Annotated in this window: 11 protein-coding genes and 1 pseudogene; 9 read left to right on the top strand and 3 right to left on the bottom strand. The window is 57.3% G+C overall.

Going from position 1 to position 14,108, the window contains the following annotated elements; all coding sequences use genetic code 11:
• Positions 1–50: 50 nt before the first annotated feature.
• From AC3ISI_RS17790 to AC3ISI_RS17780, 3 genes are all read right to left on the bottom strand, one after another.
• A complete protein-coding gene (locus tag AC3ISI_RS17790) occupies positions 51–530 on the bottom strand; it encodes a 2,4'-dihydroxyacetophenone dioxygenase family protein (protein WP_477794600.1) in 480 nt (159 codons plus the stop codon).
• Positions 531–636: 106 nt separating this feature from the next.
• Positions 637–1,509, bottom strand: a complete 873-nt coding sequence (locus tag AC3ISI_RS17785) for a TauD/TfdA dioxygenase family protein (protein WP_489337744.1) — start codon at positions 1,507–1,509, stop codon at positions 637–639.
• 605 nt (positions 1,510–2,114) lie between these two features.
• Positions 2,115–2,324, bottom strand: coding sequence for a hypothetical protein (locus AC3ISI_RS17780; protein WP_489333117.1), 210 nt, complete (start codon positions 2,322–2,324; stop codon positions 2,115–2,117).
• Between the two features lie 1,181 nt (positions 2,325–3,505).
• Between AC3ISI_RS17780 and istA the strand changes: the two genes are divergently transcribed.
• From istA to AC3ISI_RS17735, 9 genes and pseudogenes are all read left to right on the top strand, one after another.
• Positions 3,506–5,020: an IS21 family transposase gene (gene istA / locus AC3ISI_RS17775; protein WP_489333116.1), complete on the top strand. Its 1,515-nt coding sequence runs from the start codon at positions 3,506–3,508 to the stop codon at positions 5,018–5,020.
• Between the two features lie 20 nt (positions 5,021–5,040).
• Positions 5,041–5,796 (top strand): IS21-like element ISPre4 family helper ATPase IstB, encoded by a 756-nt coding sequence (gene istB, locus AC3ISI_RS17770; RefSeq protein ID WP_489333115.1) that lies wholly within the window; start codon positions 5,041–5,043, stop codon positions 5,794–5,796.
• 121 nt (positions 5,797–5,917) lie between these two features.
• Positions 5,918–6,580, top strand: coding sequence for an inovirus Gp2 family protein (locus AC3ISI_RS17765; RefSeq protein WP_489333114.1), 663 nt, complete (start codon positions 5,918–5,920; stop codon positions 6,578–6,580).
• Between the two features lie 283 nt (positions 6,581–6,863).
• On the top strand, positions 6,864–7,451 hold the full coding sequence (locus tag AC3ISI_RS17760) for a YagK/YfjJ domain-containing protein (RefSeq protein WP_489333113.1): 588 nt from the start codon (positions 6,864–6,866) through the stop codon (positions 7,449–7,451).
• Positions 7,452–8,153: 702 nt separating this feature from the next.
• The gene (locus tag AC3ISI_RS17755) at positions 8,154–9,371 is read left to right on the top strand and encodes an MFS transporter (protein ID WP_489333112.1); all 1,218 of its coding nucleotides are present in this window, start codon (positions 8,154–8,156) and stop codon (positions 9,369–9,371) included.
• A 52-nt stretch (positions 9,372–9,423) separates the two neighbouring features.
• Positions 9,424–10,893, top strand: a complete 1,470-nt coding sequence (locus tag AC3ISI_RS17750) for a carbohydrate porin (RefSeq protein ID WP_489333111.1) — start codon at positions 9,424–9,426, stop codon at positions 10,891–10,893.
• 33 nt (positions 10,894–10,926) lie between these two features.
• Positions 10,927–11,817: an SDR family oxidoreductase gene (locus AC3ISI_RS17745; protein WP_489333110.1), complete on the top strand. Its 891-nt coding sequence runs from the start codon at positions 10,927–10,929 to the stop codon at positions 11,815–11,817.
• Positions 11,818–12,120: 303 nt separating this feature from the next.
• Positions 12,121–13,191, top strand: a pseudogene (locus AC3ISI_RS17740) (HAMP domain-containing protein); the annotation flags it as partial.
• Positions 13,186–14,055, top strand: coding sequence for a methyl-accepting chemotaxis protein (locus AC3ISI_RS17735; RefSeq protein WP_489337743.1), 870 nt, complete (start codon positions 13,186–13,188; stop codon positions 14,053–14,055). The pseudogene AC3ISI_RS17740 and the gene AC3ISI_RS17735, both read left to right, overlap by 6 nt.
• Positions 14,056–14,108: the final 53 nt, after the last annotated feature.

Genomic DNA, 14,108 nt, shown 5'->3' with positions numbered 1-14,108 from the left:
CCGGCTCCTCCTTGATTCGAGGGGTGCCGGGAGTTCTCCTGGAACTCAGATCAGTTGAATGCCGTGAGGTCTTTCGGCGCGATGTCATGCTGCTCGCAATAGGCGAGATAACGCTTCAACCCGGACTTCCAGTTTTCGAGCGCGACGATGTTGTCGTTCTCATCCAGAAACGCGAGATCGCCATTGACCTGAACCAGCGTGAGCACATATCCGTCTCCACTTCCGGTGCTGACGACTTCCGGCGTGTGAGTCGATCCAGCCGTCTCGTACACGATGCTGCCCGGGCCGGCGACCCAGTCATGCTCCTTGTATTTCCACTGGCCTTCAAAGGTGTAGACCATCACCGTCCCCGTGTGATGGTGTTTGGGCAGTTGCATGTCGATCGGCGCCTTCATCATGACGATCCATTCACCGCGGATCGGGTCAAGTTTGAAGTACTTCAGCAGGACGTTATCCGCATAAGGCGTAAACGGGATCCACGGCAGGGATTCGCCATCGATGACTGCGGTGTCGACGTGTTCGTAGAGCATAGGTATCTCCGTTGATTGTTGTTTTGATCGGGAATTTTTCGGCGGCCGGGATCGTCCGACCATCACGGATGGTCGGGTGCCTGGGCTGTCTGTCTGGCAGTCAGGGTCAGGTCAGCGGGGTTCCCGCCAGGGTCGCGCGCAGCATCTTCCGTGGCGCATTGCCGTAGTCAGCCACGGCGTAGTGCTGGACTTGCAGGTTGTCCCACATGGCAACGGTGTTGGTGCGCCACTTCAGGCGAACCTGGTATTCCGGGATGGCGGCCTGGGAGATCAGGTAGTTCATCAGGTGATGAGCCTCGGGCATGAAATCCTGGCCGTAGCGGATGTCCTCGAAGTTGAAGAAGTTCGAGAAATGGGTGGTGAATGCGGAATTGACGAACAGCACCTTCTCGCCGGTCTCGGGATGCACAAGCACTACCGGATGCTCGACGCCGGGGGTCTTCAGGGCCATCGCGTGACGTTCTTCGCGTGGCAACTGGGCGCCAAAGGTCTGCTCGGCACTGTGCTTGGCATACAAGCCATCGATTCGTTGCTTGATGCTTTCGGGCAGCTTTTCGTAGGCCATCACCATGTTGGAAAACAGCGTGTCTCCACCGGTCTCCGGACCCAGTTCGCAGCGCAATACCGCACCGCGGGGCGGCGCATGCTTGTAGGTGACATCGGCATGCCAGAGGTTTTCGCGACTAGCCTTTTCCACATAGCTCTTGGGCTTGCTCGGATCGAGATTGCGGTACAGCATCAGCAGCTTGTCCGCCTCAGGATGGCTCGGCGCCAAGGGATGGGCTTCCAGTTCGCTGAATTGCGCGGCGAAGTGCTGTTGCTCCATTGGAGTGATGTTCTGGTCGCGAAAGAACAACACTTTGTGCTTGAGCCACAGCTCCCGGATTTGCGCGATCAGTTCTGGATCTTGGGCAGCGTCGACAAGGCTGACGTTGCTGAGCTCGGCGCCGATGGCGGGTGTGCAAAGCTCTACCTTGATCGAATGCTGTCGCACCGACGACCGGATGATGGCCGGTGCCGAGGGAGCAGTGGGTGAAGGGGTGTTCTGGGCTTCGGCTATTTTTGTCATTATTCTCTCCAATTTGTACTCTGTGGCGGCGTGCTATGAAAATCACGTAGATGTAGCTGCCCTCTGTCAGGCGGGCACGGGCGCCGTTTCATCGGGCCATAGAGCCATAGTAGGTAAACGGGCTACGATGCCATGGGCATGGCGGGACAGATTATTCGCATATTGGGACGCTGAGCCGGGAACCATGACTGGGATGTGTGTAATGACCCTCCATCGCAACCTTGGCGGCAAAGCCGGCGATCGTGAGTCGGAATCTGAAACGTCAGGAGCGTCGACGGCGCGGTAGGCTCAGATAATGTGGCAGCTTAGAGTTACTGAGGCACATAAGCGGCCGGCGAATCTTCCTTTGCCGTATGCGAGATTGACTCAGCTGCTTTACATTGCCGATTGCGGAAATCGTGTTCTAACAAACTGGTCGCGCAACCAGCCGCAAAATCGAGTTGGTTGATACATGGATTTTGAAATTCGTAGAAACTTTCGAGTGTTTGCTTTTGGCGATTGCTGCCCTTGATTGCTCACTCCGGCGCCATGAGTACAGCGAGGCTCATTTTTATAAACTCTTCGTTCTCGTCGATCGTTTCCAGAGCACCGCGAACGTTGCCAGCTACCTCAGCGAATCCTCTTTGCTCGACCCAAAGCGTTAGCTCTATTATCGCGGCCTCGAGTGCAAGTTGGTTTTCGTTGATTTTGAACAGCAGGGAAGGGAGCAGGTCTGAGTTTGGCATCGCGAATCCTCCGTGGAGTTTTCAGCGTAGCAGTGGGGGTGAGGAGTGATGTGTGGTCGGCAGGACGCCGGAGGAGGGATATGCGCAAAACCACCGCTACAAGCCACGGTTTACCGTTTGCATAAGCACAAAAAAGCGGGTTTTTTGTTACCCTTGTAATTGATTATATTCGTTTAAAAACAATAAGTTAGGTTGCTACAGGCCCCAGCATGGGGTGCTAGGGGTCGAGTGTTCGAATCACTCCGTCCCGACCATATTTTTCAATGACTTAGCCCGGTTCCGAAAGGTCCGGGCTTTGTTGTTTCTGAGATCTGATCGTTTTGGTCACCGTTGGGTCACCGTTAGCGAAAAGCTGGTAACCCTCTGTATGCCAGCTCATCGCGCTGGAGTCAGCCAACGCTGATTAATCTTGGTGGTATTCCGCACCAAAATGAAACAGTGTACTGATGCCTCGTTAGCCCTAAGCGCCTTAGCCTTCAGCATCAGCCTAAGCGCCGGTCCATGTAACATGCGGTCCTCCGCTTTAATTACAAAGGACACAAGATGCCCTCGCTGAGCGTCAACTAAGTCTGTGGCCGACACTTCGGCTCACCCGATGACTCGAATCTTTGGTTTATTTCCAGAGCCTCTGAATCACTGCTGCCGTCCTATTCTTCCCGAGATCTCTGGCAGTTTGCCGTCCCACTCCCTTGCAGGAGTGGGGTGGTGGGTTTCGGTATTAGTATTATTTATATACCCATACATGGGCATGGGGTCATCTGGGTAGAGCTTGCATCTCTCATAGCCATCAACAACGAATAGACCTTACCCATCCATTCATCCAAGGCATCCATTTCATCACGCTCACCCTCAAGAAGGGTGAGCTCAGCCACTGGCTGAACAAAGCGCCTAGTAGCAGTTGCTGAGGTCTGCTGCACCTGCAGAACGAACTGTAAAAATTTACAGAATCCACTGAGTTGATGAACCTACTCACTCAGGGTGGGGATTCCATGACCATCCGGACACCCATTCCACCAACATCCGGACACTGATTCCACGCTGATCCGGACACTCATTCCACGAGCATTCGGACACCGATTCCACGGCTATCCGGACACTTTAAGGCAGGCAGCGACGCAGGGTTTTTCACTACCATCGACCTCTTTTCTCGAAGCAAAGAGGTCGCCGTGGAGCGTATATCCATGCGTAAAATCCGAGAGGTACTACGCCTTAAGTTCGACACCGGCCTGTCCGTGCGCAAGATCGCCAGAAGCTTATCCATTGGCCATTCGAGTGCAGGAGACTACCTTTGCCGGTTCGCTGCCAGTGGGCTTCAGTGGCCCATCGATATCTCTGATGCGGAGCTGAACCGACGCTTGTTTCCACCGGCAGTACCTGCGCCAAGTGATCAACGTCCGATGCCTGACTGGGCATGGGCGCACGCCGAGCTGCGCCGCCCCGGCGTGACTTTGGCTTTGCTCTGGCAGGAATACCGCCTCAGCCATCCGCAAGGTTTTCAATACAGCTGGTACTGCGAGCACTACCGCCTTTGGGCCGCCAAGATCGATGTGGTCATGCGTCAGGAGCACCGCGCGGGCGAAAAGCTGTTCGTCGATTACGCCGGCCAGACCGTGCCGATCATTGACGGGCGCACCGGCGAAATCCGCCAAGCGCAGGTCTTCGTCGCCGTGCTGGGCGCCTCCAGTTACACCTTTGCCGAGGCCACCTGGTCGCAGAAACTCCCCGACTGGCTGGGCTCGCACGCTCGATGTTTTGCTTTTTTCGGCGGTACATCACAGATCCTGGTGCCCGACAATCTGCGCAGCGGCGTCACCAAAGCCCACCGCTACGAACCGGACATCAACCCCAGCTACCGCGACTTGGCCGAGCACTACGGCGTTGCCGTGTTGCCCGCGCGCTCGCGTAAACCCAAGGACAAAGCCAAGGTCGAAGTGGGTGTGCAGGTGGTCGAGCGCTGGATCCTCGCGGCGCTGCGCAATCGCCAGTTTTTCTCCTTGGGCGAACTCAACACGGCCATCGGTGTGTTGCTCGAACGTCTTAACCAACGGCCCTTCAAAAAGCTGCCCGGCTCACGCCGCTCGGCCTTCGAGACCATCGACCAACCGGCGCTACAACCGCTGCCGGAGCACCCTTACGTCTACGCCGAATGGAAAAAAGTGCGCGTCCACATCGACTACCACGTCGAGGTCGACGGCCATTACTACTCGGTGCCGTACCAACTGGTGAAGCGCCAGCTCGAAGTGCGCCTGACCGCGCAGACCGTCGAGTGCTTCCACGCCAACCAACGCGTGGCCAGCCACCGGCGCTCGCCACACAAAGGCCGTCACACCACCCAGATCGAGCACATGCCCAAGAGTCACCGCGAACACGCCGAGTGGACACCGCAACGGCTGATCCGCTGGGCAGAGCAGACCGGGCCGAACACTGCCGGCGTCATCGCCTACATCCTCGAACGCCGAATCCATCCGCAGCACGGCTTCCGCGCCTGTCTGGGCATCCTGCGGCTGGGTAAACATCACGGCGAAGCGCGGCTGGAGGCCGCTTGCCAGCGTGCGCTGGCACTGGGCGCATGCAGTTACAAGAGCCTCGAATCGATCCTGCGCCAAGGCCTGGAAAAGCTACCGCTGGCCCAACAAAACCTGCCGCTGTTGCCCGATGAACACATCAACCTGCGTGGCCCAGGCTATTACCACTGACCTGAAAAAGGAGCATCGAAATGCTACCCAACCCGACTCTGGACAAGCTGCAAACCCTGCGGCTGCACGGCATGATCAAAGCGCTAGGCGAGCAACACGCGACGCCCGACATCAACGACCTCAGCTTCGATGAGCGCCTGGGCCTGATGGTCGACCGCGAGCTGACAGAGCGTGAAAACGCGCGCTTGACCACCCGCCTCAAAGCAGCCCGACTGCGTCACAACGCCTGCTTGGAGGACATCGACTACCGCAGCCCGCGTGGCCTGGACAAATCCCTGATCCTGCAACTGGGCAGCGGCCAATGGCTGCGCGATGGCCTGAACCTGATCATCGGCGGCCCGACTGGCGTAGGCAAAACGTGGCTCGCCTGTGCGCTGGCCCACAAGGCCTGCCGGGACGGCTACAGCGTGCGCTACCTGCGCCTGCCGCGTCTGATGGAAGAACTGGGCCTGGCGCACGGTGATGGTCGCTTCGCCAAACTGATGGCGGGCTATGCCAAGACTGACCTATTGATCTTGGACGACTGGGGTCTCGCGACGTTTACCGCGCCGCAACGGCGCGACATGTTGGAACTGCTGGACGACCGCTACGGGAACCGCTCAACACTGGTGACCAGCCAAATGCCGGTGGACAAATGGCATGCACTGATCGGCGATCCAACCTTGGGCGATGCGATCCTCGACCGGTTAGTGCACAACGCTTATCGGATCGAACTGAAGGGCGAATCGCTGCGCAGACGCGCGACGAAATTGACGGCAGAAGGGACTTCAGACTAACAATACAAACCTGCGTCGCTACGCTCCGACTGCCTGTCCGAATGAGCGTGGAACGAGTGTCCGGATGTTGGTGGGCTGAGTGTCCGGATGGCGTGGAATCCGCACTCAGTGGAACATTCCCATGACATACCAGCCCAAGCGTCACCCTGACAACAGCAATCTCCACCTGCACTACGAGAGCACCTTTCGAGGACTGCCTGTACTGACGTCCTATGCTCCTTTCATTACGGAATACCTCGAAGGCATTCATGAGACCACACGGTTAGCGCTGAGAGCTCACCGCCAGGTGTTCGCGGTACGGTTCGACCTACATTTCCCAGATGACGACTCTGTCCTTGCATCAGATAACACTGTCATTTCCAGATTTGTCGATTCGTTGACCTTCAGAATCCAATCGGCGCGAGAGCGCTCCAGGCGGTTGAACGGTACTGCTCATCAGACAGACGTCCGCTGGTGCTGGGCCAGGGAGGTTGGGCGAGAGGGTAGACCGCATTACCACTTCGTCTTACTGCTCAACAAGGATGCGTACCACACCGTGGGATACTTTGACTCAGCACGAGAGAATACATACGGCCGCATTCATGCTGCATGGGCCAGTGCGTTGAGAATGCCTATCGATGATACCAATGGTTTGGTGCATATCCCCGAGAACGCTGAATACCACCTCTCTCAGGATGATCCGGCGGAGTTGGATCAGTATTTCGTTCGAGTGAGCTACCTCTGCAAGGCGGCGACCAAGGTGTATGGCAATCGTTGTCGTGTGTTTGGTTGCAGCAGAGGATGAGCTACGGTGTTGAAGTCGGCATCGGGGTGATCCTTCGCCATGAATCCAAGCCGGCAGGGCATGAACCTTTCGCATGGGCACGTTCGGCGGGCAACTGCTTGAGTGCTATCGATCAAACGATGGCTATTTCCTTTCTGAGCGAATGTCCTATTTCCTGAGTGGCCGATTGCCACTCCAGTGGTGCCCTTTTACAAGGAGGGCACCATGGCATCAGTGATTGAAGTGACTCAGGATGTGGTTTACGAACTGTCAGGCGAGAAGGTAACAATCCCGGCAGATTCGATTGTTCATATGGGAGCTCTACTCCTGCATCACCATCGTCAGAGTCGATTTTCACTACCGTTCCGAGGCGCAGGCCAAGCTGCAAATCGAGCACGTATTCGATGCCCTGGATGAGCTGATTGCCGAGCACAGGCGCAACCCGCTCTTCGACCACCTCATCGGCCACATCTACTCAGTGGAACAGGGAGATCCTAATAATGGCAGGGGCTACCACATCCATGCTGCCTACTTCTTCAATGGCAACGAGGTGCGTGGAGACGTCTTCAAGGCCATTCAGCTCGGCGAGTTGTGTGAAGACGTCACGCATAGCCAGGGCTACATGTACAGCTGCAACCACGATAAGGAGCTGTACGGAGACAAGTGCGGTATCGGCTGTTGGCGCCGACTCCGAATTGTCCCAGTGGCCGAGATGTCACTGACCGAGTCTGTTCATCGCGAACCATTGCCTTTGCTGCATTTGTGCAGAATTGGAGGAGGGTCAAGCTTGCGTCAGCACGTGGGTCAATTTGGCGTCGGCGCCAACAGTAAAGGCTACCTCGTTGGTCGAGCGGTGTATTTACAAGCGCATTGCGCTCACCTTCCGTTGTGAGGTTGCGTCTGCCATGGAGAGCTTGTTCTCCATAAGACGTGCAGTCTCTATGGACTCTTCATCAGACGCCTTTCTAGTTTCTCTCCTGATCTCAAAGGATAAGAGGGCGCTCGCACTATTACTGGCGGCGTCTCTGACCATTCTTTCCAACTCGTTGGTGAGCCCAGCGCTTTCTGGAACTGAAGCAAGTTTCCCCGATCAGCCCCACGCGGTAATAGTCACTCGAATGCTGGTGACCGCACCGTCGTGGGTGGTCGCTATTTTTTCCTCCTTATGATCTGTCCATCCGTCCAATTATCTCAACCGGTGTTGATATAATTGGTGGGTGCACGTAGGCTCGTAAAAAAGCCAAATCGGGTTCCAAGTTTAAACAACAAAATAATCTCACCATGAGCGATAGCCCAAAACTGTTCGTGCCGTCCCAGCCGCTGCCGCCTGCGAGACCCAGCCTGCTGACTCGACAAGCTCCATGAGCTGGTCCCGACGTTGCGCGAGTGCGCATTTGCCGCCGAGCGTGTCAGACCGCTGGCTGCCTTTGAAGTGACCGGTATCTCCAATGTGAAACACGACGCTCCTGCTGCCCGAGAACATACCGGCTAGTGGGGGGCTCACCCGGCGCGCCACTTTTTACAAGGCACGCGGATCGGTCTGCAGCCTCAAGCTGCCAGTTCGTTTGCCAATACAATAATAAGGAAACAACACATGAAACGCTGGTCAGTACTCGTTGGATGCTTTCTCGGGATGAGCATCGCGTCGCCCGCCATTCTCCTGATTCCGCTGGGCCTGTTCATGAAGTCGGTGACCGGCGAGTTCGGTTGGTCCCGTACCGATTTCTCCATCATCATTTCCGCCGCGGCCATCTGTAATGCCCTAGTGATGCCACTGGCCGGCTTCCTTGTCGACCGTTTTGGCGCACGCCGGGTCGCGTTGGTCGGCACGGTGTTGGGGTGTGGCAGCTACATGTGCCTGTCGCTCACACACTCCTTCGGCGCTTTTGTCGCGATCACCGCGTTGAGTGTGGCCTTTGGCAATCTGGCGAGTTATCCGGCCTTCCTGTATTTGACCCAGCGCTGGTTCGACAAGCACCTGGGGCTTGCCTTTGCCATTACCTCCTCGGGCCTTGCGGTAGGCACTGGCGGATTTTCCTACCTTATTTCGCAAAACATCCTACTGCACGGATGGCGGGAGGCTTTTGTGGCGGCCGGGGCAATTGCTCTGGTCATTGGCCTGGTCAATCTCGCCGTGTTTGTCCGTGACAATAAGGGGCCGATGCCCGAGGCGGAACGCCGCGGTGCGAAAACGCAATCTGGTCAGGACGGTCTGACCCTGCGCAGTGCCATGGCGACGCGGGATTTCTGGCTGTATTCGATGGCCTTTGTACTGGTGCTGTTTGGTGCTGTCGGCGCAAGCTTTCACCTGCCGGCGATGCTGTCGGATTGGGGCGTATCCGCCGCTCAGATAGCCGGCATCGTTGCGGCGGGTTCTGTCGGCTCACTAGTGGGGCGACTGTTCGGCGGCGCCTTGCTGGATCATCTGCACACCCGCACCGTGGCTGGGATTTTTCTCGCCTGCCAACTTGTCGGCTTCCTTATGCTGATTGAGGGGCCGAACTGGGCGCTGCCCGCCAGCTTTCTGATCGGTGCCTCTCAGGGGGCCGAGATCGATATTCTGGGTTACCTGATTGCCCGCCGATTTGGTCGACTGGCTTACGCACGGATCTTTGGCAGCGCCTTTTCGGTCACCCTGCTGGGAGCAATTATCGGACCTATCGTATTGGGTATGGTCTTCGATAAAAGCGGCTCCTACAGCTTGGGCTTGATGCTCTTTCCGGCACTGCCGATTCTTGCGTTCGGCTTGTTGTGCATGTCCGCCAAGTCGCCGCAACAGGCGTGGATTTCTACTGCAGCCAAAGTCACATAGTGCGATCCAATCTCTTTAGCTTCTGAATACAAAAAAATAAAAAGGTAATCGTATGCGGCCCAACTCAATCGGGATGAACCGAATCCGTAAGCGCGCGCCCGAATTTATACGGGTTACGCTGGCGGCATCCCTGGCAATATGGGCAGCTCATTCTTTGAATGCTCGTGCTGAAACAACACCGACTCAGCAATATTTAGCTGGGCAGGTTGCCCCGGAGCTGAAACTGCCGGCTGCGTTGCTTGACGCGGCGGCCGGGGAAAAATCACTGCCCGAAAGTCAATTGCTTGGCCAAATTATCGAGCGTAAAAAGCAATTCGCGAAAATCGATGCTTTGGTTGAACACGGCCAACTGACCGAGTTGCCACCGCCGTCCGAAAGTATCCTCGGCGACGCCGGTGGACTGCGTAATGATCTTGCTGAGCACGGGATCGGCTTCAGCATCCTCAACATGTCCAATTTTACCAATAACTACCTGGATCACGACCGGCACAATCCGCAAGCCTATAGCGGCGAGCGTCCGACTTACTCGTCGAACCTGGTGGCAGGATTTACCTACGACCTGGGGCAAGTTGGCCTGAAAAATGGCCAATTTATCTTTGGAGTAGGAAGTTACTACTCCAGCTGGGATGAAGTGAATCCGTCATCGAAATTCAGTTACACGCGTATCGCTTACTACCAGAGCCTGTGGGATAAAACCGTCGAATTCAAGATCGGAGTGTTCCCCAACGACCTGGAGTTCGTCGGCCCGTTCACTGGCGGTACGCTAGCGGGTGGCACCCAAGGTCTGCAGGCCCTTATCCCGTACCAGGTCGGCTTGAGCCACGCGCCTGTATCCAGTCCTGCAGCCAATGTGACCTTGAACCTCGGCAACTTCTATAACAAATTCGGTGTTCAACGCAGCATCAGTCCCGACGGTATGGACGCGGAAATCGACCGCAATCTAGGGGAGCTTGATATGCACGTAGACCATGGTGGCGCACTGTACATTGATGAGCTCGGTTTTAAACGCAACGCTACGCCGGGCACTCCGTATGCGTGGTTGCGTGCCGGTTATATTTACAACACATCGGACTACAGCCAGTTTTTGAGCAGCGAGCGCAGCGACGACAACTACGCGGGTTATGTACTCGGCGACTACCAGTTCTACCAGTTCGAAAGCGCCATCGCCTCACGCGGCCTTTATGCCGGCTTTACCTGGATGTCGGCACCAGAAGATCGAAACCTGTTTGACCTGTATTACGGCTTGCGCGTGTTCACAAAAGGGCCATTTGACTCACGCCCGTTCGACATGTTGACGCTGGAATACGGGTTTACCAGCTACAGCGACGATGCCAACACCAAGCTCGATAAGCTCCATGTATCGAACGCCGACGATTCAAAGTCGACGACGCTTGCTTACAACATGCGCCTTGCCGCTGGCACCTATTTGCGTACCGGGCTCAGTTATGTCGAGCATCCGGCATTCAGTCCCGATGTCAAAGATGCACTTAATCTGCAAGTCGGCATCACTTTGTTCTTTTGATACTTGGTTGGTTTCTTCCAGGAGACGAATTCTTTGATACTCATCACTTCCGCTAATGGCAATCAGGGCAAGCGGCTGGTACCCAAGCTGCTCGCATCCGGCCATCAGGTGCGGGCCTGCGTTAGAACCGAAGCGTCGGCCGGGCAGCTTCGAGCGCTCGGCGCACAAGAAGTTCTGGTGGGCGATCTTGCCGATCCGGCCTTCATTGCCCGCGCCATGAAGGGCGTCACAAGCCTGTATCACATTGGCCCGACGCTCCATCAGGACGAGCGTGCGATGGGTTTCTCCATAATTGACGCAGCCAGGGAAGAGGGCGTTGGCCACTTCGTCTTCAGTTCAGTGCTCCACGCCATCGCCAGCGACTTGATCCAGCATGAGATCAAGCGCGATATTGAGGAGCACTTGCTGTCCTCCGGGCTCGAATACACCATTTTGCAGCCGGCCAACTACATGCTGGCTTCGCGCATGAAGGCGGTGTTCGAGGAAGGAGTTTTCCGCCTGGCGTGGTCGCTGGACAAACGACAGTCGATGGTGGACCTGGAAGACGTCACCGAGGTGGTTGCGCAGGTTCTCTCTGACCCACAGCGTCACGCCGGCGCCACCTATGAACTGGTCGGTCCCGGGCGCTTCACCGCGTATGACATCGGGACGGTCGCTTCGAAGGTGACAGGACGCGAGATTGCCGTCGAACGCTTCGATGTCGAGGTGTTCGTCCGGGAACGGTTCGAAAATTTGGATCCCGCTGCGCTCCAGCATATGTTGCGGATGAATCTCGCTATCGCAGCGCATTACAGCAACCATGACTTTGTCGGTAATTCCAACGTGCTGTCCTTCCTCCTTGGCCGTCCTGCGACCAGCTTCGAAGAGTTCGTCCGTAAGGAGTACGCAAACTTCAGGCAGAGCCTGAAAACTCTTACCGATTGAGGCGGTAAATACACTTCTGAACAGTCGAGCCGCTCGTGCAATGCGGCGGCTCGGCGGGAGAGTCAGGGGCTATTAGCATTTCAGCTAGCTCGCATCATTATTGGCCATTGGCCGACCCGCAGGCATACGGGATAGGCTCTAAACGCAAGCGGCGCAGAGCGTCGACAGTCTAAGAACAACAAGAAGAATTCATATGCCCAGCGCGCCATCGTGCTCCACGCCATATCCTTTTTGGTTCAGATTCGGCCGCCATGACCTCAATGCGACTTGCACTTTTCTGTCGTTGTGCAAAGGGTCGTCCCTATGATCGCACGCGTCCTGGGCAATCTGTCAGTCGGCACCAAGCTGACGCTGGGTTTCGGTCTGGTCCTGTTGTCGACACTGGGCGTTGCAGCGACCGGGTTTTATGCCCTCAACGTGCTCGAAGCTCGGGCCCAGAAGATGAATGACGTCGCCGCCGTTGAGTCGCTGCTGTTGCAGGCGCAAGTAGCGGTAAAGGCGTTCGGCCTGGACCTGGCTGAGGAGGAGGCGCGCAAGGTTTCCCGCGTCACCGGCGAGCTGGTCGCATTGCTGGAAAATTCCCGGGTGGAAACCGGGCAGGGCGGTGCCATGGAAGCCGCGAAAATTTATCTCGCCCAGTTCGAGCGGTACGCTCAAGCCCAGCGCGATGCCCGCGAGGCTCGCCTGCGCATGCAGCAGCTTGCCCAGGTGCTTGGCGAGCGATTCACTGTGGTGATGCTCGATCAGCTCGACGCCGTCAACCTATTGGCCACTCGGGCGCAACCGGCTAATTCGGTGCGCATGCTGCAGCTTGAACAAGCCTCGACGCTGCGTGACAAGCTGGCCAACCTGCGCGACAGCGAACTCTATTTCACGCTGCAAGGCAGCACTGAAGTGCGCAATGCCTGGGAGGCGCGGGTTATCGAGCTGCGCTCGTACATGGAAAACCTGGAGTTGCGCCTCGAAGGTGCGGAGCGCGAGTCTCTGGCCCAGGCGCGTGCGGCGCTGGATGAATACCACGCCGCGTTCAACGGTTACGCCGCAAGCCGTGATCAAACCAGCGACAGCCAGGCCGCGATGAATGTCGCTGCGTTCAAGGTCAGCGCACTGCTTGGCGAAGTGCGCGTCGCCCAAGTGCAAGCCTCGCAGGTGATGAGTCAGCGGGTATCGCGGCTGCTCGGGGGGATTGTGCTGTTAGCGCTTAGCTTCGGCATCGGCGCCAGCCTTTTGATTCGCCATTTGATCCTGCAGCCATTGCGTCAGGCGGTTGAGCTGACCCGGCGCGTGGCATCGGGCGATCTCAGCGCACAGATCGATGCCGCTGGACGCCGTGATGAGCTGGGGCAGTTGCTCGGCAGCGTCGGACTCATGCTCGCCAGTCTGCGTGGGCTGATCGGCCGGATTGGTCAGGGTGTCGAGCAGTTGAATCAGTCCGCCAACGGGCTGGTGCAGGTGACCGAACGTACTCGTCAGGGTGTCGACTCGCAGCGCGAGGAAACCGAATTGGCAGCCACCGCCATGCAACAGATGGCGGCTACCGCCCAGGACGTCGCGCGCAATACCAGTCAGACCCGTAATGCCGTCGAGCAGGCCAATAGCCAGGCGCGCAAAGGCGAGGAACTGGTACGCCAGGCGACGACAAAGATTGGTCACCTGGCACAGGAAATGTGCGGATGTTCCGAGTCCATGGGCTCGCTGCTCAATGAGAGTGCGGCCATCGGCAAGGTGCTGGATGTGATCAAGGCCTTGGCGGAACAGACCAATCTGCTGGCCCTGAATGCGGCGATTGAAGCGGCACGTGCCGGCGAAAACGGTCGTGGCTTCGCTGTGGTGGCTGACGAGGTACGCAACCTGGCGCGACGCACACAAGCCTCCACCGACAGCATCGCCACCATCATCCAGCAACTGCGCAGCGTAGCCGAGCAGGCCGACAGTCGATTGCAGGGTAGTCAGGTGCTGACCGGCGAAAGCGTGGTGCTTGCCGCACAGGCGTCCCAGGCGCTGCAGGAAATCGCCGCAGCGGTATCGACCGTGGAGCAGATGAGTCAGCAGATCGCCGCGGCGGCCGAGCAGCAGAGTGCGGTGGCTGAACAGGTTGGCGAAAGTATGGAACGGGTAAGGGCGGTCGCGGAGCAGAGCACCGCCGCCAGCGGGCTGCTGGAAGAGTCGGTGCGCGGGCTGAAGCAGGTGGGCAGCGCGCTCAACGCGGCGGTTGGAGATTTCCGCACGACGACCTGAAACGGGCTCGGGTAAAAGCTTGGCATCTTTATCGATCAATCCAGTTTCAGGCT

Source organism: Pseudomonas sp. GL_139_B (assembly GCF_057834475.1).
Note: the sequence above shows the minus strand (reverse complement) of the source record. Positions and strands in the feature narration are given on the sequence as shown.